Origin of the sequence: Facilibium subflavum (assembly GCF_003574485.1) — a bacterium.
In the GTDB taxonomy this organism is placed as follows: domain Bacteria; phylum Pseudomonadota; class Gammaproteobacteria; order Francisellales; family Francisellaceae; genus Facilibium; species Facilibium subflavum.
The window spans coordinates 1-19451 of sequence record NZ_QLIT01000012.1 but is presented as its reverse complement, the minus strand read 5'-3'; the positions used below and the strand labels follow the sequence as shown (position 1 = coordinate 19451).

Annotated in this window: 22 protein-coding genes and 1 pseudogene; 12 read left to right on the top strand and 11 right to left on the bottom strand. The window is 36.8% G+C overall.

All coding sequences use genetic code 11. The annotated features are described in order from the left end of the window. Positions 1–123: 123 nt before the first annotated feature. The 3 genes from DNK84_RS01610 to DNK84_RS01600 are packed head-to-tail and all read right to left on the bottom strand — an operon-like array spanning position 124 to position 3966. Positions 124–690, bottom strand: a complete 567-nt coding sequence (locus tag DNK84_RS01610; protein ID WP_119342832.1) for an anthranilate synthase component II — start codon at positions 688–690, stop codon at positions 124–126. Next, the gene (locus tag DNK84_RS01605; protein ID WP_119342831.1) at positions 687–2522 is read right to left on the bottom strand and encodes a chorismate-binding protein; all 1836 of its coding nucleotides are present in this window, start codon (positions 2520–2522) and stop codon (positions 687–689) included. The genes DNK84_RS01610 and DNK84_RS01605 overlap by 4 nt, the downstream gene beginning before the upstream one ends. Further along, on the bottom strand, positions 2515–3966 hold the full coding sequence (locus DNK84_RS01600; protein WP_119342830.1) for a class I adenylate-forming enzyme family protein: 1452 nt from the start codon (positions 3964–3966) through the stop codon (positions 2515–2517). Before DNK84_RS01600 ends, DNK84_RS01605 begins: the two co-directional genes overlap by 8 nt. 100 nt (positions 3967–4066) lie before the next feature. Between DNK84_RS01600 and DNK84_RS01595 the strand changes: the two genes are divergently transcribed. Continuing rightward, entirely contained in the window at positions 4067–5182 is a 1116-nt protein-coding gene (locus DNK84_RS01595; protein WP_119342829.1) for an SGNH/GDSL hydrolase family protein, read from the top strand. A gap of 1 nt (position 5183) precedes the next feature. On the opposite strand, the gene DNK84_RS01590 is transcribed toward DNK84_RS01595, so the two are convergent. Further along, a complete protein-coding gene (locus DNK84_RS01590) occupies positions 5184–5441 on the bottom strand; it encodes a hypothetical protein (RefSeq protein ID WP_119342828.1) in 258 nt (85 codons plus the stop codon). A gap of 244 nt (positions 5442–5685) precedes the next feature. On the opposite strand from DNK84_RS01590, the gene rpsF reads away from it, so the two are divergent. The 3 genes from rpsF to rplI are packed head-to-tail and all read left to right on the top strand — an operon-like array spanning position 5686 to position 6748. Next, positions 5686–6033: a 30S ribosomal protein S6 gene (gene rpsF / locus DNK84_RS01585; protein ID WP_119342827.1), complete on the top strand. Its 348-nt coding sequence runs from the start codon at positions 5686–5688 to the stop codon at positions 6031–6033. An 18-nt stretch (positions 6034–6051) separates the two neighbouring features. Next, entirely contained in the window at positions 6052–6279 is a 228-nt protein-coding gene (gene rpsR, locus DNK84_RS01580; RefSeq protein WP_407920603.1) for a 30S ribosomal protein S18, read from the top strand. 19 nt (positions 6280–6298) lie between these two features. Continuing rightward, the gene (gene rplI / locus DNK84_RS01575) at positions 6299–6748 is read left to right on the top strand and encodes a 50S ribosomal protein L9 (protein WP_119342825.1); all 450 of its coding nucleotides are present in this window, start codon (positions 6299–6301) and stop codon (positions 6746–6748) included. A 105-nt stretch (positions 6749–6853) separates the two neighbouring features. Here rplI and DNK84_RS01570 read toward each other — a convergent pair whose 3' ends face one another. Then, entirely contained in the window at positions 6854–7552 is a 699-nt protein-coding gene (locus DNK84_RS01570) for a helix-turn-helix domain-containing protein (RefSeq protein ID WP_119342824.1), read from the bottom strand. A 195-nt stretch (positions 7553–7747) separates the two neighbouring features. On the opposite strand from DNK84_RS01570, the gene DNK84_RS01565 reads away from it, so the two are divergent. The 5 genes from DNK84_RS01565 (at position 7748) to udk (ending at position 12442) form a co-directional block, all read left to right on the top strand. After that, positions 7748–9370: a cytochrome ubiquinol oxidase subunit I gene (locus DNK84_RS01565; RefSeq protein WP_119342823.1), complete on the top strand. Its 1623-nt coding sequence runs from the start codon at positions 7748–7750 to the stop codon at positions 9368–9370. Continuing rightward, on the top strand, positions 9370–10566 hold the full coding sequence (gene cydB / locus DNK84_RS01560; RefSeq protein WP_119342822.1) for a cytochrome d ubiquinol oxidase subunit II: 1197 nt from the start codon (positions 9370–9372) through the stop codon (positions 10564–10566). The genes DNK84_RS01565 and cydB overlap by 1 nt, the downstream gene beginning before the upstream one ends. Positions 10567–10581: 15 nt before the next feature. Beyond that, positions 10582–10674 (top strand): YbgT family membrane protein, encoded by a 93-nt coding sequence (locus tag DNK84_RS01555; RefSeq protein ID WP_119342821.1) that lies wholly within the window; start codon positions 10582–10584, stop codon positions 10672–10674. A gap of 168 nt (positions 10675–10842) precedes the next feature. After that, positions 10843–11676, top strand: coding sequence for a 3-deoxy-8-phosphooctulonate synthase (kdsA, locus tag DNK84_RS01550; RefSeq protein WP_119342820.1), 834 nt, complete (start codon positions 10843–10845; stop codon positions 11674–11676). Between the two features lie 94 nt (positions 11677–11770). Continuing rightward, positions 11771–12442 (top strand): uridine kinase, encoded by a 672-nt coding sequence (gene udk, locus DNK84_RS01545; RefSeq protein WP_119342819.1) that lies wholly within the window; start codon positions 11771–11773, stop codon positions 12440–12442. A 90-nt stretch (positions 12443–12532) separates the two neighbouring features. On the opposite strand, the gene DNK84_RS01540 is transcribed toward udk, so the two are convergent. The 5 genes from DNK84_RS01540 to DNK84_RS01520 form a co-directional block, all read right to left on the bottom strand. Then, a complete protein-coding gene (locus DNK84_RS01540) occupies positions 12533–12949 on the bottom strand; it encodes a hypothetical protein (protein ID WP_119342818.1) in 417 nt (138 codons plus the stop codon). A 148-nt stretch (positions 12950–13097) separates the two neighbouring features. Next, the gene (gene secB / locus DNK84_RS01535) at positions 13098–13565 is read right to left on the bottom strand and encodes a protein-export chaperone SecB (protein ID WP_119342817.1); all 468 of its coding nucleotides are present in this window, start codon (positions 13563–13565) and stop codon (positions 13098–13100) included. 9 nt (positions 13566–13574) lie between these two features. Beyond that, complete coding sequence (gene grxC / locus DNK84_RS01530; RefSeq protein WP_235826793.1) at positions 13575–13835, bottom strand: glutaredoxin 3; 261 nt, start codon at positions 13833–13835, stop codon at positions 13575–13577. 2 nt (positions 13836–13837) lie between these two features. Continuing rightward, the gene (locus DNK84_RS01525) at positions 13838–14299 is read right to left on the bottom strand and encodes a rhodanese-like domain-containing protein (RefSeq protein ID WP_119342816.1); all 462 of its coding nucleotides are present in this window, start codon (positions 14297–14299) and stop codon (positions 13838–13840) included. A 66-nt stretch (positions 14300–14365) separates the two neighbouring features. After that, positions 14366–15256: a LysR substrate-binding domain-containing protein gene (locus DNK84_RS01520; RefSeq protein WP_119342815.1), complete on the bottom strand. Its 891-nt coding sequence runs from the start codon at positions 15254–15256 to the stop codon at positions 14366–14368. A gap of 98 nt (positions 15257–15354) precedes the next feature. Here DNK84_RS01520 and parE point away from each other — a divergent pair, with 98 nt between their 5' ends. The 3 genes from parE to DNK84_RS01505 all read left to right on the top strand — a co-directional run bounded on the left by parE (position 15355) and on the right by DNK84_RS01505 (position 19166). Beyond that, positions 15355–17244, top strand: coding sequence for a DNA topoisomerase IV subunit B (gene parE, locus DNK84_RS01515; protein WP_119342814.1), 1890 nt, complete (start codon positions 15355–15357; stop codon positions 17242–17244). A gap of 67 nt (positions 17245–17311) precedes the next feature. Continuing rightward, positions 17312–18103 carry a hypothetical protein gene (locus tag DNK84_RS01510; RefSeq protein ID WP_119342813.1) on the top strand — a complete coding sequence of 264 codons (792 nt, stop codon included), beginning with the start codon at positions 17312–17314 and terminating at the stop codon, positions 18101–18103. A gap of 217 nt (positions 18104–18320) precedes the next feature. Continuing rightward, the gene (locus DNK84_RS01505) at positions 18321–19166 is read left to right on the top strand and encodes a hypothetical protein (RefSeq protein WP_119342812.1); all 846 of its coding nucleotides are present in this window, start codon (positions 18321–18323) and stop codon (positions 19164–19166) included. Positions 19167–19228: 62 nt separating this feature from the next. Here DNK84_RS01505 and DNK84_RS01500 read toward each other — a convergent pair. Beyond that, positions 19229–19451, bottom strand: a pseudogene (locus tag DNK84_RS01500) (IS5/IS1182 family transposase); the annotation flags it as partial.

Below are 19451 nucleotides of genomic sequence, written 5' to 3'. Positions count from 1 at the left end.
TATTTAAATTAAAGATAAAGATAAAGATAAAGATAAAGATTTCTAAGAACTTTGACTTATCTTGGTGGTATTATTGCGATATTTGAGATTGATAAAACGTGGCATAGCCACAAATAGACTTTTTTATAGATGCAAAAAGTTTGCCAATGTCTTTAGTCCATGCGCCGTTAAATAAGCTTCAGGATGGTATTGAATACCATAAATTTTATATTGCTTGTGCATAAATGCCATAAGCTCATTTTTCTGAGTTGAAGCAATGGGTGTTAAGCAATCAGGCAATGTTTGATGATCTACAATAAGGGAGTGATAACGTGTTACGGTAAAATGTTCAGGCAGTTGTTGATAGAGTTCTGTTTGCAAGGTTTGATAAACTTCAGATAACTGGCCATGCATGATCTCTCTGGCTTTAATAACCTTAGCACCAAAATACTGTGCGATAAGCTGGTGGCCCAAGCAAACGCCAAGGATAGGAAGACCAGATGCGATAAAGCGATCAATAGCAGGGTAAAGCGGTAAAAGCTCATTTGGATGTCCAGGACCTGGACCAATAACGATGTGTGTGTATTTTTCAAATGGTAATAAAGGGTCTATCTTATCTGTTTTAACGATGTCGATTTTATGTCCAAGCTGTGTAAAATAATCATTTAAGATACAGGTGAATGAATCATAATGGTCAATATATAAAATCATGCCTGCTCACATTGTTGTTTGTTTGAAAATATTGCAGGTGTTTGGCCTCGAATGTCATTCACAAGATAAATTTTATCTGCTTTTTCCAGCATTTGAACATCAATCGATGTCTCAATAACTTTAATATTTTTTTCCCCTGCAAGCAATTTATGGCGGTAAATTCCAGGAAGTAGGCCATCGGTTTGTTTTGGTGTATAAAACTGCTGGTCAAGCTCGATTAAAAGGTTATTGTATCTTGATTCTGTAACATGACCTTTCATATTGATAAATAAAAGCTCATGATTCTCTTGGTCACCAATATATTTATCATGCATTTGGGTGTAAAACCCACGTGTTGATGGATGCGTTGTTTTATGCTGCCAGAGGATATTTTTTTGATCAATAACCTCAGGACACAGACTAAGTGTCACAGGCTTTGTTGGTGCGGTTAAATCAATTGGTATATGCTCAAAATAAAACTGTCCATTTTGTTTGACAAGAATACGAATTTTATATGTCTGCTCTGTTGAGATCAAAGGCAAATGCACATAATCCAATAAAGCCGCTTTAAGTGCATTGATATCAAGATCAAAACAAAAACTCTGCGCTGTTTTTAACAGCCGGTTGAGGTGCAAATCAAGGCTTCTAAAATTTTTATAAAAATAAATACTCTCGACCAATTCAAAATCAGCTTTATAACATTGTTTAATAAAACGAAGCTTATCCGTCATTTCTTGCCACTCTTCTAACAGTTTAGATTTTATTGTAATGCCACCACCAACACCAAGATATAATTTGTGTTTGGATGGCGTGTTTTCTTCAAGGTTGGTTTCAAGCGTTCGAATCGCTACATTAAAGCACATATCATTGTTAGGCATAATATAGCCAATGCTGCCCGTATAGATGCCTCGTTTATGCTCAAGTGATTTAATATATTCCATTGTGCGGCGTTTTGGTGCCCCTGTAATTGAGCCGCAAGGAAACAGCTGTTTAAAAATAGTTTTAATACCTATATCAGATGTAAGGTCTGCCTGGATTGTTGAGGTCATTTGATAAACGCTTTTATACTTTTCAATTTCAAAGGCATTGCTGACTTTTACTGATCCTGGTATGCAAAAGCCTGCCAGGTCATTGCGCAATAAGTCAATAATAATTAAATTTTCAGCCTTGTTTTTATTATCCGTTTTTAAAAATTGATAACTGGCGGCATCTTTTTTTGAATCTTCAAAGCGCGGTGCGGTACCTTTCATCGGTTTCACTGTGATCTGGCTGCCTTGTTTTTTGAAAAAAAGCTCAGGTGAAAAAGAGAGAACCGTTTTTGGCCAAAAAGGCAAATAAGCACTATAAGAGACCTTTTGCGCTTTTTTTATCACATGATAAAGTGCATCCAAAGGGATATCGGTATTAAGCAATAAACGCTTGGTAAAGTTAATTTGATAACTATCACCATTTTCTAGCGCGTTGATAATTTGCTTAAAGTCCAGTTGGTACTGATCAAAGCTTAGCTGATCATGCAATAAAAAAATGGGTGTATCTGTTATTGTTTTTTGTTGGATGTCAGGTGATACAGTTGCACAGTGCTTAAAGCTGACAAAATGCATCAATGGCACAGGGTCATTTTTTGATTGCAGATGATACAGTTCAGGATTTAGATAATAAGCGGCTTCATAAGCAAGGTAGCCAACCAGATAAAGCCCTTTTTGTTGCCAGTCTTCTATTTGGATAAAAGCGGCATCCAGTGTCTTTTTATCATAAGCCGTGACCTCATCACAGGCTTCAGAAAAATAATAGCTTTCTCCATTATTATCTAAAGTGTTTTCAAGGATGGCAAAAGGTGGTAGTTCTTTAGGCATTAATCACTCGTCTTAATTGATAACGATCAATTTTCCCCGTTACATTTTTAGGCAGTGTATCAAAGAAATAAATTTGATCAATATGTTTATATGTTGCCAGGTAATTTGTTAAGTGTTTATTTACTTGTGTTAATGTTAGAGTGGCATTTTGGGGTATCGCAATACAAGCGCAGATAATCTCGCCCCAAATGGGATCTTTCTTACCCAATACAGCCACCTCATTGATTTTGGTTAAGCGATAGAGATAATGTTCTACTTCTAATGGGGCAATATTTGAGCCGCCTTTGATAATAATATCTTTAATGCGCCCCAGAAAGTATAAAAAATGGTGTTTATCAACATAGCCAAAATCACCGGTTTGAAGCCATTTATCATGATTGTTAACCGGATGCATAGGTGATTGAAGATAAATTTCGCCAATCTGTTTTTGATTGGGTAATGGTTGGATCTTGACCTTAACATCATCAAATAACTTAATTTTATTATATTGATCTGATGCGGTCATGTTCTGTGCATAACCAAAGACTTCTGTCATGCCCATACCATTTAATAGCTTTAAATTTAAGATGTTATAAACACTGTCCATTAACGTTTTATTGGGTTGATCACCTGCAACACTTAAATAACGTAAACAATGTGGGTATTTCTCTGGGTAGTGTGTTGTAATCGCTTGTAGCAAGAAATGATACATTGTTGGCAAAAGTGCTAAAGCGGTAATTTTATAATGAATAACTGCTTTGGCAACAGCCTTGGCATTAAATTTTGGCATAAGGTGTAAGGTTAGTCCAAGACTTAGTGCTGGCAAAAGCTGATAAGAAAAGGCATAAGCATGATTAATGGATAGTGCGATTAAAATATTGTCATCATATTGCAATCCAAGGTCAAATTGCCGCTTATAAGCATAATCAAGGATTTGTTTTGTCGTGTGCGCATGTAAATTATAGTGGCCACCAGTTCCTGAGCTTATATGATAGGTAAGCGCCTGCTGCTGATTTTGTTGTATGCTCGAAGTCGCGTCATCTGGCAGTGTCGATAAGAATATTATCGGATCATCAACGATATGCCAGCTAATATCATATTGCAGGCAATGTTGGCGCAATTGATCAGTGAATTGTGATTTTTCAACAAATAACGTATCGATATTTTGTTTTACAATGATTTGCAGTAACTCATTTGCCGTTAAGCGGGGGTTAACCGCAAATATTGTTTTCTTTGCCAACCAGCCTGCAAGATATAGGCAAATATTTAAAGGCGAATTTTCAGTGGCAAACATCACCTGATGCTTGGCCTTTTTCATTAACCAGGCAGATAATCTATATGCATATTCAAAAAGCTGCTGGTAGGAAATAGAATGCGCATGATAAATGATAGCCGGTTTTTCTTTTAAGTCTTTAAGATAAGCTAAAAACTTTTCTGGCGTTTTGATATCATGCCGGTGTAACATAGAGCTCTGCCTTTGTCAGTTATGTCGGCATATTGTAGAGGAATCATAGCGCAAGGACAATATATACTGCTTGTAAATCATATGGTAAAAGGGACTATAGATGAAAAAAATACTCCTGTTTTTAGTTGGCAGCTTAATCCTATCATTGATGATTATAAGTCTTATTATCTGCTGGCCATATAATCCAGTACGAGAAAAATCATCGCCTGTTTATGACAATATGGTTGTGTTTGGCGACAGTTTAAGTGATAGTGCGGATTTTTATCAAGGCAATGAAAAAGGAAATAATTACTGGGTAAAGCCAGCAGATATCTTATTACCTAAAGGTGCGCCAATTACGAGTATGATCTCAATGCAAAAGCCACTTCGTAAGACCTGGGTGAATTATTTTCTTGATACAGGTCAGATAATAAAGTCAAAAGGGCTTTATAATATCCACGATTTGCAACCTAATACTGCTTACAGACACAATAGCTCTTTTGCAGTGGCTTCAGCAGAAACAGGCGATTACTATACTTCTGATACAAATTGGGCGCGTATTAATGATAATAAATGCCCAGAAGGTGTTGGTGATTATGGCGCTTATAATTGTGTGCCAGGTGTGCTAAAGCAAGTGCATTTATATTTGAAAAACGTTAATCATCATCCAAATCCTAACACCTTATTTATCCTTTGGGCAGGTGGTAATGATTTTTATCAAAATATTGTCAGGCTATTGACTAGGAATGGTCAACCACTGGCGCACCCAATTGAAAACATTGTAAAAAGTGTGCGCTTATTAATAAAAAGCGGGGTACCTGCTCAACATATCTATGTTTTAAATTTGCCTAATTTCTCAATGGTGCCGGCAGTCCAAGGACTGTTGTCAAAACATATACAAAACCAGAAGGTTTTTGATGCCAGTCTGTCTATTATCTCTTTTATTTCAGATATATATAACCTAAGCCTGAAAACAAATCTGGTTTTGCACACATATGGCAAGTTTTCACCAGCGCATGTCTTTCCAGTGGATAAGTTGTTTTTATCGGTTTATTTCAATAAAGACAATATAAAAAAGACGCTAGGATTAGATAAAGCATCAAATATAACTTGTGCACAAGCACAAGCACTTCCTGTGTGTCAGGGTTATTTATTTTACAATAGCATGCATCCTACTACTGCCGTGCACCAATATCTTGCAAAAGTATTGCAGGATTATATAAGCCAGCACCCATAGATTATGTCTTTTTATTATGATCGATACGATATAAAGTAAAGCCAACAAGGATAAAAATACAACCAACCAAAAGACTGGCGCTACCGATCATCCCGGTAATAAGTGATCTGTCTAGGCGATATAAATTCATCTGGCTATCAGACCAGGCAAAGGCGCTGATAATAAGAATGATGCTTGCCACAATGAGTAAGATTCCAATTAAAAAACAAATAATCGTTGAGATAGAGGCGCTGGTTTTTGGGTTGTCTTGCTCGGCCATTATATTACTCCAAAATAGTTATACTTAGTTGATGTTTTAAGCATAGCTAAAAAATATATGGTTTCCAGAGGTCAATCAGGTTGTTTTAAGCTTATTATCCCATTTAATTCGCGTAAATTGTCGAATACTGCTTGTGTTTTATTCTTTTTTTTGCGAGAATACGCGCTGCTCTTTGCTGCAAGTGAATAAAAGTTTTTGTAGCTTATCGAGTGTTAACGATAAACCGAAAGGAGTATTTATACTAATGAAACATTATGAAGTTGTATTTATGGTACACCCTGATCAAAGTGATCAGTTGCCAAATATGTTAGAAAAATACCGTGAGATTATTGAGTCTGGTGGCGGTAAGATTCATCGTTTGGAAGACTGGGGGCGTCGTCAGCTTGCATATCCAATTGCAAAGCTTCACAAAGCGCACTATATCTTGATGAATATTGAATGTAATACCGACGCACTGGATGACCTTAATGATGCGTTTAGATATAATGATGCGATTTTACGCCGCTTAATTATCGGTAAAGATGAGGCAGTTACTGAACCTTCAGTAATGATGGCTAAAGAAGAAAACAAAGAAACAAAAGAAACTAACTAAGGCCGAAGGAGATAGATTATGCGAGTTAATCGTCGTCGTAAAGTATGCCGCTTCACCGTTGAAGGCGTTAAAGAAATTGATTATAAAGATCTAAATACATTAAAAGGCTATATTACAGAAACAGGTAAGATCGTTCCAAGTCGTATTACTGGAACATCTGTTAAGTACCAGCGCCAGCTTGCAACTGCAATTAAACGTGCAAGATTTTTAGCGTTGATCCCGTACTGTGATCGCCACTTTAACTAATTAGTAAGAGGATCTTGTCATGCAAGTTATTTTAAGAGAAAAAGTTGAAAACTTGGGTACATTGGGAGATATCGTCAATGTTAAACCTGGTTATGCACGCAATTATCTAGTTCCTTATGGTAAAGCGGTTCAAGCAACAAAAGAAAACATTGAAGTATTTGAACAGCAAAAAGCAGAACTGGAAAAAGCGGAAGCTAAGCGTCTTCAAGATGCAAAAGCAACAGCGGAGAAGATTTCTGATCAAACTTTTGTCATCAAGGCACAAGCAGGTGAAGGTGGCAAATTATTTGGTTCTGTTGGCACAAAAGAAATCGTAGATGTGCTTGCATCAGCGGCTTCCGTTCAGGTTGAAAAGCGTCATGTTCGCATGCCTGAAGGCAGTATTCGTTATGTGGGTCAATTCCAAATTACGATACAATTGCATACTGATGTTGAAACAGAAATCAACGTTGCAGTTGAAGCTGAATAAAAAGCTACCTTAATAGTAATATGATAATGTAGAGCCATGCGTAAAAGCGTGGCTTTTTTGTTTGTATCCCATACAAATTATTTCATGCAAACGTGCAATAAATATTTAATTGCTTGCAATGCCTTTTAGCTTTTCAAGATCGATGATCGTTATTTCTTTATTATCTACATGGATAAGTTCTTGATTTGTAAAATCATGTAGCAGTCGTGATATCGTCTCAACACTTAGATCCAGGTAGTTAGCAATATCAAGACGTTTCATTGGGAAAATAAAGTGATAAGCTGAAAACCCATGGTGTTTTTGCTGTGTGGATAAGCGCAATAAAAATTGTGCAAAGCGTGTGTGTGCAGGTTTATAATAATCAAGCTGTATTGTTTGTTGGTTAAATCGCTTGCTTAAAATTTGAATAAAGTCTTTATTGGCTTGTATGGAGCGAGAAAAAACCGTAAGAAGGTCATTATAATCAAAAGCACATAGTGTACTGTCTTCTATTGCAATCGCATCTAGTGTATGGTGATTGTTTTCAATACCTTCAAAACCAATAAGCTGTCCCTGGAAATAGAAATTAATAATTTTATGGTCGGATGGATGGCATAACTTCAAGCTCCCAGAGCGTATAACATATAAGGTTTTTAATGGCGTATTCGTCTTATATAAGCTTTGGCCTTTTTTAACCGTAACAACAAAAGAGCTTACTTGGTGTAAATTAATCAATGGTGTGGTATCAATATCTAAAAGGTTACAAATTTCTTTGAAATCACAGTAGTTACAGGTAATAGGTTTTGGCATTTTATTTTTATTCACTTACTTTATTCTGTTTGTCACATTGAAATGAACGAATGTTTTCATTTGCTTCTTGAGATTATATCACTAAAATATAAAAATTGATCTAGATCAATAAAGATTATTTTAATTAGGGAAAAGCCTGCTTGATGACTATGCAAGGATAGCCAAGGCGATAGAATACGCACGTAAACGATAAAAAATATGGAGTAAGTCATGTTACCAAGTTTGTTATCCGTGGATATGGCGCGTTGGCAGTTTGCCTTTGTTGCCTCTTTCCATTTTATTTTTGTGCCATTAACATTGGGGCTTACATGGATTATTTTTACCATGGAGTTAATGTATGTTATCTCGGGTAAGAAAGTTTATAAGGATATGACAAAGTTCTGGGGGAAGCTACTTGGTATTAATTTTGCTGTAGGCGTGTTATCTGGCTTAACCATGGAGTTTTCCTTTGGTTTAAACTGGGCTTATTATTCACAATTTGTGGGTGATATTTTTGGGACACCTTTAGCAATTGAAGGTCTTATGGCCTTTATGTTGGAGTCGACTTTTGTCGGAATTTTCTTTTTAGGCTGGAATAAGCTTTCTAAGAAGCAGCACTTATTCAGTACTTTTTGTTTAGCGATTGGCTCAAGTCTGTCAGCGCTATTAATTTTGGTGGCAAATGGCTTTATGCAAGTACCAGCCGGTGGTGAATTTGCCTGGCAAACCATGCGTATGGAAACAACAAACCTGTTAGATTTGTTTTTAAATCCAATCGCACAGATTGGATTTGCGCATACAGTCATTGCCGGCTACACTACCGCAGCTATCTTTGTAATCGGTATAAGTGCCTTTTATTTATTAAAAAGACGAGAAGTTGGTTTTGCAAAACGCTCAATGGCAGTTGGGCTTGGTTTTGGCTTAGTTGCCTCTTTTATGGTAATGTTTATGGGAGACCAGCAAGGTGTCTTGGCCTATAAAACACAACCGATGAAATTAGCAGCAATTGAGGCGGAGTGGGGTACACAACCACCGCCGGCTAATTTTAATGTATTTGCTTTTCCTGATCAGGATGCGCAAAAAAATGCATTCTCAATACAATTACCTTATGTTTTAGGTTTATTGGCAACCCATTCTGTGGATCAACCTATCTATGGTATTAAAACAATCCTTTATGATGGATACACAGATGTAAAAGGGCAAAAAATTCCATCAGTGATTAGCAGAATCGCCAATGGTGCCAAAGCCTATGATGCCATGATGAAAATGCGTAAAGGCCAGCTGACAAAAGATAATATCAATATTTACAATCGCTATAAAGATGATGTTGGTTTTGGTATGTTATTGTTGCGCTATGTGCCAGCTGGTAAGCCGCTAACTTCAGCAACCAGTGCGCAAATTAAGGCTGCTGCAACTGATTCTGTCCCTGATGTTGCCTCTATTTTCTGGACCTTCAGGGTGATGGTTGGTCTTGGGGTGTTGATGTTTGTCATGATTATTGTGGGCTTGATTTTCTTATTTAAAGGCACGCTCTGGGATAAACGCTGGTTGCTTCGTACGATGCTTTACATGATACCTGCGCCATGGATTGCCTGTTTGTGCGGCTGGTTTGTAACCGAACATGGGCGCCAACCCTGGACGGTTTATAATATGTTGCCAACGACGATCAGTTCATCAACAATTAATGGCTGGGATATTTTATTTACCTTAATCATGTTTATAACGTTTTATTTACTATTGTTTGTTGTGGAGATGTTCTTGATGTTTAAATATGCACGACTTGGTCCAAGTGGCACGCTTGATCCACAAAATGCTGAAGCAGCCGTAAGCCTAAATCAGCAGGAGGGTAAATAATGATGGACTTATATAGTATTATTCAATTAATAAGCTGGCTGGCTGTAGGATTGATTATGTTTTTAACGGCCGCCACCATTTGTTTTGACTTTGGTGCAGGTATTTTAGCGCGCTTTGTTGGCAAAAATGAAAATGAAAAGCGGACGATTATTAATATTGTGGCGCCAACCTGGGATGGGAATCAAGTCTGGCTTATTATAGCAGGTGCAGGTTTATTTGCGATTTGGCCACGTGTTTATGCAGGTTCATTCTCAGGAATGTATTTAGGGATTCTAGTTGTGTTGTGGGCATTGTTTTTGCGACCAGTTTCCTTTGAGTATCGTCATAAAATACAAAGTGTAAAATGGACGCGATTTTGGGATTGGATGTTATGTTTAGGCAGCTTTATTCCAATATTGGTGATTGGCGTTGCCGTGGGAAATTTATTTTTAGGGCTACCTTTTCAATTTGATCCGGAAAGCTTACGTTTTTATTATGGTGCACAAGGTGTATTAGGTCAGGAGCCCGCATTTTTTTCCTTACTTGGTCTATTGATGCCATTTGCCTTATTAGTTGGTATATTTGCTGTTGTATTATCAGTAATGCATGGGGCATCCTATTGTGCTATGCGCACATCAGGCGTTTTATACCATCGCTTTGTTAAAATACAAAAAATCAGTGCTTTCTTATTTATCCTGCTTTTTGCAATTGCAGGCATTTGGTTAGTATTTATTTCAGGTTATCACTGGCAGTTAAGCGCGGGTCTAACAAGTTATTCTCAGGCAATATTTCACCCGTTAAAAGGCGGTGTTGTTACCTTAACAAAAGGAGGATGGCTGACAAATTACAGCATTTACCCATGGATGATTATTGCACCGGTTATTGGCTTTTTGGGCGCACTAATGGTGATGAAATTTGCAACAAAGCATACGGTTTTAGCCTTTAGTGGCAGTGTGCTTGCTTGTCTTGGTAGCGTATTTACGATGGGCTTTAGCTTATTTCCATTTATTATGCCCTCAAGCTTATCACCACAGCAAAGTTTTGTTATATGGAACTCAAGCAGTTCATTGACATCATTAATCGGTATTTTAATCGTAGCGATTATTATGCTGCCCATTATTTTTATCTATACCACATTTGTATATAAAAAAATGTGGGGCCGAGGTGTGAAATTAACACCAGAGGAAGTACAACAACGCTCGCATGAGCTTTATTAATAGGAGAAATAGTTTATGTTTTATATCGTATGGCTTGTCTCGGCTTTTGCTGCTGTTGGTGCTGGCTGCTTTGCTGCAAGCATTATTGATAAAAAATCAAAAAAATAATATTTATTCGCGCTTATGGTAATGAATTGATAGCGGGAAAATCTGTAATTTCATTTTTATATTATGCGCTATGAAGTCTTTGATAAAGCTTGTAAGTGCATAATGTCCCAAAAAGATGTAAAATAGCGAAAATCAAACATCTAATTTAGCAAGTAAATAGGATAAGAAATGAAATTACTTAATTTTACTGTTGGCATTGATCAGCCGTTTTTCTTAATTGCCGGACCATGTGTTATTGAGTCAGAAGCTTTAGCGATTGATACGGCAGGGTATTTAAAAGAATTAACAACGAAATTAGAAATCCCATTTATCTATAAGTCGTCTTTTGATAAGGCGAATCGCTCCTCGATTGAGAGCTTTCGCGGCCCAGGTATGGAACAAGGGCTGATGATTTTAGAGAAGGTCAAAAAGCAAATAGGGGTGCCAGTATTAACCGATGTACATGAAGACACACCTTTAAAAGAAGTCTCTCAAGTGGTTGATGTACTGCAAACTCCTGCATTTTTATGCCGTCAGACTAATTTTATTTTGCGTGTATGTGAACAAGGTTTACCGGTTAATATTAAAAAGGGGCAGTTTTTGGCGCCATGGGATATGGAACAAGTTGCTAATAAAGCAAAAAGCACCGGTAATACACAAATCATGGTCTGTGAAAGGGGGGTGAGCTTTGGTTATAATAATCTGGTGTCAGATATGCGATCATTGGCCGTTATGCGTCAAACAAAATGCCCTGTTGTTTATGATGCAACGCATTCGGTGCAGTTACCCGGTGGTCAGGGGAAAAGCTCTGGTGGACAGCGTGAATTTGTACCTGTTTTAGCCCGTGCAGCCATCGCTTCAGGTGTTTCTGGTATTTTTATGGAAACCCATCCAAATCCAGCTAAAGCATTAAGTGATGGTCCTAATGCCTGGCCATTGCAAAAATTAAAACCGCTTCTCATGCAATTAAAAGAAATCGATAATATTGTAAAGTCTCAGCCACTATTGGAAGATACACTTTAGATTTTCCTGTTGTCAGGAAATAACTTTTTATTTTTGGGTGATTTTTTTTTAAAAGTCATTACAATATGTACGAAATTGGCAAACGTGCAAGCATATGTTAAATAAAGAAATCGTCATTATAGGTGTTGTTGGTGGTTCAGGTTCAGGGAAGAGTCTTTTAGCTAATACAATTGTTGAAGAGTTAGAAACACTCCATGCAGAGCGTGTTACGGTGCTATCAGAAGATCATTATTATCGAGACAATAGCCACCTAAGCCCCGCTGAGTTAGATAAACTTAATTATGACCACCCGGATGCTTTTGAGCATAGCCTGTTAAAAAAACAATTACAGCAACTCATTGAAGGCCAGGATATTGAGGTGCCTATTTATGATTATGCAACACACAGCCGAGTTAAAGATAAAACGTTTCCCGTCAGTGCGCAGACAAGTGTCTTAATTTTAGAAGGGATTATGCTGTTTAATGATGCGCAGTTACGTAAAATGATGGACATTAAAATTTTCATGGATACACCAATGGATGTTTCCTTCCTTCGCAGGCTTCTGCGAGATCAAAAAGAGCGCGGTCGCAGCGTTGATAGCATCGTATCACAGTATCTAGAAACAGTTAGACCAATGTTTTTGCAGTTTATTGAACCTTCAAAACGCTATGCTGATATTATTGTGCCGCATGGCGGTAAAAATAAGATTGCTATTGATCTGATTCGAACAAAAGTCAGAGAGCTATTAAATCAATATCATTATAAAACGAACCATATAAGAAAATGATGATAGCGAAAACAAATCACACTTGTTATATCATTTGTAGAAGTTTAGACCTGGCCTGACAATATATTACTGTTGTTTTTTCGAGCCCCATTAATGAATAGTTGTGTTTTTAACGGCCTTGATTTCATTATCAACCAAATGTCGTAATAACTCTGCTACCAAAGCCAAGTCCTGTAAAATTATTTTAAAACGCGGGTTTTTTTGTACCTTTTGCATGCAAATATGTAAAAGGTCTTTGTTTGCATTAATACTTTCTGTGATTAATTGCTTATAAAGTTTGGCTTTTGCGAGTAACTCATCTGTTGTTAAACAGCTGCCAAAGTTAATTGGTTTGTTGTTGATATCAAGGATGAATTCAAAGCTTATCACCTGGTAATCTTTATCGGTAATAACACCAATACCACCTTTAGCTTTTGCTAATGTGAATACTTCATGTGTGATATCACAGGCTTTACTATAATTATCCTGATCAGTTAGTTTTTCAAAAACAATTTCTTTAGATGTCATAATCAAAATAATGGTTAGTATATTTATTTGTCATAGTTTGAAGATTAGGGTAAACGGGTGAAATTCAAGTATTATTTTTTAGATATGCACGGCAACCTGTTGTTTTTCACAGGTATGAATTGTTCACATAAAATAGTGCGATGAGTGTCTAGGCAGAAGGGTGTTGTTCTTGTTGTTTTTGCTGATAAAGACTATCAAAGTTTACCGGCGCCAAACATAGCTGTGGGAAGCCGCCTTTGGCAACAAGATCAGAAATTGCTTCGCGTGCGTAAGGGTAAAGAAGGTTAGGGCAAAATGCGTGTTTAGCATGCTCAAGTTGATCATCAGCCATGTTATCAATTGTGAAAATGCCTGCTTGTTGGACTTCTGCTTTAAAAGCTTCTTCTTCACCACATTTAACAGTTGCTTCGATCGTCAGCACAACCTCATGCATTTTATCCTCAGGCAATGTGGTTACCTGTGTATTTAAGGCAATGCTTAATTCTGGCTTCCATTCCTGATTAAAAATAGTCGCACCCTTAGGAATTTCAAAAGAAACATCTTTTAAATAAATTTTTTGAATTTGAAATTGAACTTCTTTTTGTTCTTGCTGCTGTTGTGGTTTTTCTTTTGACATTGTTCTTCCTTACTTTTGTGTGGTTAATTTATTATCCAGTTCACCTGAATGCTCTAATACAAAAAGATCATCACAGCCTCCAATATGGACGCCATCAATAAAAATTTGCGGTACAGTTGTGCGTCCATTTGCACGTTTAATCATTTCATCGCGCAGGTGTGGTTGTTTGGTAATATCATACTCATGGATATCAACGCCTTTTTGTGTTAAAAGTGCGCGTGCATCAATGCAATAAGGACAAGTTGGTTTTATATACATTTCAATCATCATGCTTAACCTTTTTGTTCGATTGGGTTATTTTTAGGCTGCTTTGATTTGTTATCCACGGGCATGCTGTCTTTTAGCCATTGGTTGAGCCCGCCTTTTAGAACATAGGCATTAAAGCCATTTTCTTTTAGCAGCTGACAAGCACTTTTAGCGCGAACGCCTTCATCACAATACACAATAATTGGGACATTCTGGTGCTTTTTTAATATTTTTGTGCTGGATTTAAGCTGCTCAATCGTTGCATGAATGGCGCCAACAATGTGCTTTTGGTTATAGGCTTTATCATCACGAATATCTAAAAAAACAGCCCTTTGTCGATTAGAAAGCGAGATGGCATCTTGCACGGTAATCGTATGTTTTTGTGTTGTCATATGGCGGATTTCAAAGATGAGATAGATTAAGATCACCGCAATAAAAGCAATGCATAACCATAGGTTTTGCCCAATAAAAGTTGTCAAGTTAGCCATATTTTTCCTTTTGTATTTAATTTTGTATCAAGCGTTAAACAGCGGGCATTATAACGTGTTTGGATTTCAATGAGAAGTCAAACTTGCCAGGGTTTTCTCAACAAGTACTTGGAATTTTTGTACCCATTGACTCATAACAGAAGTTTTGCGATAAACAATGCCAACCTGTCTTGAGGGTGCGGGTTTTTTAAAGTTGATATAGCAAATCCCTGAAAACGGTGTGCTATAAGTCGCAATTTGTGGGATGATGGTAATGCCAAGTTTGGCAATAACCATTTGCCTTAATGTTTCAAGACCTGTGGCATTGCATTGTATGCTTTGTGCAGGGTTGATATTAAGCGCCATTACCTGATCGCGTAGACAATGTCCTTTTTCTAAAAACAGCATTGACTCATCATTAAGCTGCTTAATATCGATTTCTTTTTTCTTTGCCAAAGGATGTCCTTCATAAACAGCTAAGGTAAAAGTGTCTTCAAAAAGCGGGGTAAATGCCATACCAGGTGGTAGTGTTGGGTTGGCAAGTAAAGCCGCATCAAGCTGACCAGTTTTTAACATGTTTAATAATACATCCGTTTTTTCCTCAACAGGATAGATTTGAATATCACTATGTGTCTGCTGGATTGCTTTGATTAAAGGAGGCAAAAGATATTGTGCAAGTGTTGGAAAAAGTCCAATTTTAAATAGCTGTGCATCTTTTTGGCGGAAGCTTTCAGCGGTATGCTTGATATCTTTGGCAATGTTTAATAAAGCTTGCATTTTTTCGATAAGAACACTACCTTCAGGTGTTACTAAGACTGTTTTTTGAAAGCGCTCAAAAATATTAACACCCAGTTCATCTTCAAGTTTTTTAATCTGCATGCTTAAGGCAGGTTGGCTGACAAAGCAGGATTGCGCGGCTTTATTGAAGTTTTTTGTTTGTGCTACTGCTAGAACATACTCTAAATCTCGTAAATTCATCGTGTCTTTCGTTTTTTACTTTTCAAACTGTCTTTTATATTCAAGATTACTGTATTTTGTGCCAAAATAAACGATAAATCTAAAAAAATTGAAAGTGTATGAAACAATATACGGCAGAATCGATAGAAGTCTTATCTGGCTTAGATCCAGTCAAGCGTCGTCCAGGGATGTATACAGACACACAAAATCCAAACCATATTGCCCAGGAAGTCATCGATAATAGTGTAGATGAGGCTTTGGCAGGTTTTGCAGATAAAATCACGGTGAAAATTTTGGCCGATGGTGGTGTTGAAGTCAGTGATAATGGCAGAGGAATGCCTGTTGATATTCACCCTGAGCATAATATATCAGGCGTGGAGCTTATCATGACACGATTGCATGCAGGTGGAAAGTTTTCTAATCAAAGCTACCGTTATTCAGGTGGCCTTCATGGCGTTGGTGTATCTGTGGTTAATGCTTTAAGCCTGCGTGTTGAAATTGAAATTAAACGCGATGGTAATAAATACGCAATTGTTTTTGAAAACGGTCACAAGACTCAAGATTTACATATTATTGGCCAAGTTGGCAAGAAAAACACCGGGACAACGCTTCGGTTTTGGCCGGATTCACAATATTTTGATAGTCCAAAGTATGCGCTTAAACGGTTAAAACACTTACTTAAAGCAAAAGCAGTGCTTTGTTCTGGGCTTGAGATTGACTATATTAATGAACAACTCAATGAAACACAGCGCTGGCAATATGATAATGGTTTGCGCTCTTATATGACTGAGGCTGTTTCTGGTTTTGATATTTTACCAGAAATACCTTTTTCAGGTGAGTTTCAAGATCAGCAATATATTGTAAGTTGGGCGCTGTGCTGGCCGCAGGATGAGGATAATTATATTACAGAAAGCTATGTTAACCTGATTCCTACACCATTAGGTGGCACACACGTTAATGGACTTAGATCAGGGCTTTTAGAAGCAATGCGTGAATATTGTGATTTACACAGTATTTTGCCTCGTGGGGTGAAAATTATGCCAGATGATGTGTTTAATGGATTAAGCTATGTGTTGTCATTGAAGATGCCTGAGCCACAGTTTTCCGGTCAAACAAAAGAGCGACTATCTTCACGAGATTGTGTAAGCTTTATTGCAACACATGTCAAAGATGCCTTTAGTCTTTGGCTAAATCAAAACATTGGTATAGCCAATAAAATCGCTGAGTATATTATTACTAAAGCACAAAAGCGATTGAAATCTGCCAAAAAAGTCGCGCGTAAAAAAATCACACAAGGCCCAGCATTACCTGGGAAACTCACTGATTGTGTTGGGCAGGATATGCGACATACCGAGCTTTTTTTAGTTGAAGGGGATTCAGCTGGTGGTTCAGCCAAGCAGGCACGAGATCGAGAATTCCAGGCAGTGATGCCGCTTCGTGGTAAAATTTTAAATAGCTGGGAAGTTGATTCACATGACATTTTAGCTTCTCAAGAGATCCATGATATTGCCACAGCGATTGGTGTTGATCCTGGCAGTGAAGATATCGAAGGGCTTAGATACAATAAAATATGCATTCTTGCCGATGCGGATTCTGATGGTTTACATATTGCCACTTTATTATGTGCACTGTTTTTAAAGCACTTTAAACCTTTGGTTGCACGAGGGCATATTTATGTTGCTATGCCGCCATTATTTCGTATTGATGTGGGTAAAGAAATTTTTTATGCGCTGGATGAAGCTGAGAAAAATGCCATTTTACATAAATTATCACAGCAAAAAATACGGCAAAACATTAATATACTACGATTTAAAGGTCTAGGTGAGATGAATCCCATACAATTAAGAGAATCCACGATGGCGCCTGACACCAGAAGACTGGTGCAATTAAAACTTTCTGATGATATCTATTTTGATATGGAAAGCATGGATGAAATGCTGTCAAAAAAACGCGCACAAGATCGGCGCAGATGGCTTGAAACACATGGAAATTTAGCGGATGTTGATTGAGAATGTTGTCTATTAATAAGCAAATTGTTATGATTAGATTTGGGCATTATAGTTTTATGTTATTGGTATGGAAAAAGATCTTGGTCATCTAGTTAAGGTTTCTTATTATAACTTTATTGACAAAGAGATTACGAAATCTAGCTACTTTTCTGCTGTTAGCAGCTGGTTGATAGTAAATTTTTTTCAAAATGATATTCGTGTTATTTATCCGCAAGCTTTACTCCAACAGGTTGATATACGCCCGGTTTTCTTTCCATTATATAAAGAAGGGAGTGCTTTGTTTAAAACAACAGCATTCAGGTTTGTTGATAAAAAGCAACTAAAAGCTTTGCCTGTGGTGTTTAATATCCCCAAACTACTGAGTTCTCATTCTTCAACACATGTTTGTATTCAGCATTACCACCCAGATTTAAGCACTTCAGTGTTGATATTGTTTGCTAAAAAATCATTTGATATTTATCAATGCCTTGATAACATACCAGCATTGCGCCAGTTTGTCTATCATGCGCTTGAGGAAGCTAAATCAGCAAAGAAACTTGTTTACAGTCAAGTTTGTAATTTCCAACCAATCGCGATAAATGAGCAATCCTCTTTATTTTCCCTTAAAACTGAAAGGGTTTCCGCGTTTCCGCTAAGTAGTTTAAAGTATCAGGATATTATTATTTTAGCGCTGCTTTACAATGATATACATAATATCAGTGAAATTGCAATTGAGGTTGGTTTAACATTAAGGTCGGTTGAGTATCGCTTACAAAAATTATATACGGCTTTTAATGTGGGATCAAAGCTAGAATTAGCTCTTTTAATTCACCGGTATCCAGAAATTTTACAGTCTTTATTTTTTAGCTTAAAGAAATAGCAAAAAACTTTTAGCCTCATTCAGTATTAAATTTTATATTTACTAATATACCTTCCAGCATCGATGTGTCTTTTTGGTTGAAAATAAAACAAAAAAATAGCTTTTTTAGTAATTTCCCGGTAGTACCAAGAAAAAACAAGCAATAAAATGCTTTTTACTCACAAAGTTTGTGATATGAGTTTGTTAAAATTTAATATAATTATGGGGAATATTCATAATGAAAATAAAGCTGTTAAGTATGATTGGTTTGTACGGTACTGTTATGATGTTGAGTGCATGTGGTGGAGGTTCAGGCAGTGATTCTTCCTCAGGCAGTGATACTCAAGACCAAACAGCAACGCTTGTTGTTCGTGCAGAGACGCCAACTATGCTTGGGCAAAATGATATGATGCCTTTAGATTTTGATATGGATTTGACAGGTTTTTCATTTACAAAGTTGCAGCCAGTAGATGTTGGGCATTTTATTGATTCATTAAATTATGCTGGGTATGACAAAGGTGTAAGGTTTGAGAAAGGCAGTTGTAAAGATCAGGCGCCACCAATTAGCTGTAAATTTATGGTATTAAACAAAAATAAATCCTTTATGTTAGTTACTGGAGAAGATCAGTATTGGTATAAAAATGGGACGACGTATCATGAAGGAAGTGCTCAAGGGCTTAATATTAATCCACAGGATTTATATTTAAATGTTAATAAGAATCAGCTGACAATCAATTCGTTTGGTGAGTTTAGGGTAAAATATAAAGGTATAAATTCAGCTTTAAGTGCTGAAACTTATTATCTTGTTGTAAGTAATAATGATTCGAAAATTAAAAGTAGCAGTGGCAGGCTTGAAGCTGTTGGTAAAACTAAAGAACAACAATTGGTATATAAAGTAGAAAAGCCTCAAAATTTTGATCAAAAGAATAGTTTAACACTTGAGTTTGAAAATTTAGAGGAAGGTGACACCGTTAATATTTATGCCAAAGCAGATGAAAAAAGTGATATTTACAAGCCTAAATTGCCAATGGTTGCAGGTCAGTATATTTATCAAAGTGGCCAACTGCAGCATGTGAAACTGTAAAATTTTTATATGAGGTCCTTATAATATAAATGCTTAGAATTAGGTTCTGTGAACCAATTTTTTTACCGCATCCAAATCAAACTCCCAGAAAAGTTTAAAAATCCACTAAAACTGATTATTGTTTTATCAAATCTTGAAAAAACTCTACGAAAGTGCTTCAGCTTCGAAAAGAAACATTCAATCAAATGCCTTTCTTTGTAAATTTCCTTATCATACTCATGCGGCTCTTTTGCATTACTTCTTGGTGGAATGACTATATTACACCCTCTTTCAAGCAAAAATGCA

Coding starts and splice junctions, on each gene's coding strand:
- DNK84_RS01610 (WP_119342832.1), bottom strand. CDS start 690: ATGATTTTATATATTGACCATTATGATTCATTCACCTGTATCTTAAAT.
- DNK84_RS01605 (WP_119342831.1), bottom strand. CDS start 2,522: ATGCCTAAAGAACTACCACCTTTTGCCATCCTTGAAAACACTTTAGAT.
- DNK84_RS01600 (WP_119342830.1), bottom strand. CDS start 3,966: ATGTTACACCGGCATGATATCAAAACGCCAGAAAAGTTTTTAGCTTAT.
- DNK84_RS01595 (WP_119342829.1), top strand. CDS start 4,067: ATGAAAAAAATACTCCTGTTTTTAGTTGGCAGCTTAATCCTATCATTG.
- DNK84_RS01590 (WP_119342828.1), bottom strand. CDS start 5,441: ATGGCCGAGCAAGACAACCCAAAAACCAGCGCCTCTATCTCAACGATT.
- rpsF (WP_119342827.1), top strand. CDS start 5,686: ATGAAACATTATGAAGTTGTATTTATGGTACACCCTGATCAAAGTGAT.
- rpsR (WP_407920603.1), top strand. CDS start 6,052: ATGCGAGTTAATCGTCGTCGTAAAGTATGCCGCTTCACCGTTGAAGGC.
- rplI (WP_119342825.1), top strand. CDS start 6,299: ATGCAAGTTATTTTAAGAGAAAAAGTTGAAAACTTGGGTACATTGGGA.
- DNK84_RS01565 (WP_119342823.1), top strand. CDS start 7,748: ATGTTACCAAGTTTGTTATCCGTGGATATGGCGCGTTGGCAGTTTGCC.
- cydB (WP_119342822.1), top strand. CDS start 9,370: ATGATGGACTTATATAGTATTATTCAATTAATAAGCTGGCTGGCTGTA.
- DNK84_RS01555 (WP_119342821.1), top strand. CDS start 10,582: ATGTTTTATATCGTATGGCTTGTCTCGGCTTTTGCTGCTGTTGGTGCT.
- kdsA (WP_119342820.1), top strand. CDS start 10,843: ATGAAATTACTTAATTTTACTGTTGGCATTGATCAGCCGTTTTTCTTA.
- udk (WP_119342819.1), top strand. CDS start 11,771: ATGTTAAATAAAGAAATCGTCATTATAGGTGTTGTTGGTGGTTCAGGT.
- DNK84_RS01540 (WP_119342818.1), bottom strand. CDS start 12,949: ATGACATCTAAAGAAATTGTTTTTGAAAAACTAACTGATCAGGATAAT.
- secB (WP_119342817.1), bottom strand. CDS start 13,565: ATGTCAAAAGAAAAACCACAACAGCAGCAAGAACAAAAAGAAGTTCAA.
- grxC (WP_235826793.1), bottom strand. CDS start 13,835: ATGATGATTGAAATGTATATAAAACCAACTTGTCCTTATTGCATTGAT.
- DNK84_RS01525 (WP_119342816.1), bottom strand. CDS start 14,299: ATGGCTAACTTGACAACTTTTATTGGGCAAAACCTATGGTTATGCATT.
- DNK84_RS01520 (WP_119342815.1), bottom strand. CDS start 15,256: ATGAATTTACGAGATTTAGAGTATGTTCTAGCAGTAGCACAAACAAAA.
- parE (WP_119342814.1), top strand. CDS start 15,355: ATGAAACAATATACGGCAGAATCGATAGAAGTCTTATCTGGCTTAGAT.
- DNK84_RS01510 (WP_119342813.1), top strand. CDS start 17,312: ATGGAAAAAGATCTTGGTCATCTAGTTAAGGTTTCTTATTATAACTTT.
- DNK84_RS01505 (WP_119342812.1), top strand. CDS start 18,321: ATGAAAATAAAGCTGTTAAGTATGATTGGTTTGTACGGTACTGTTATG.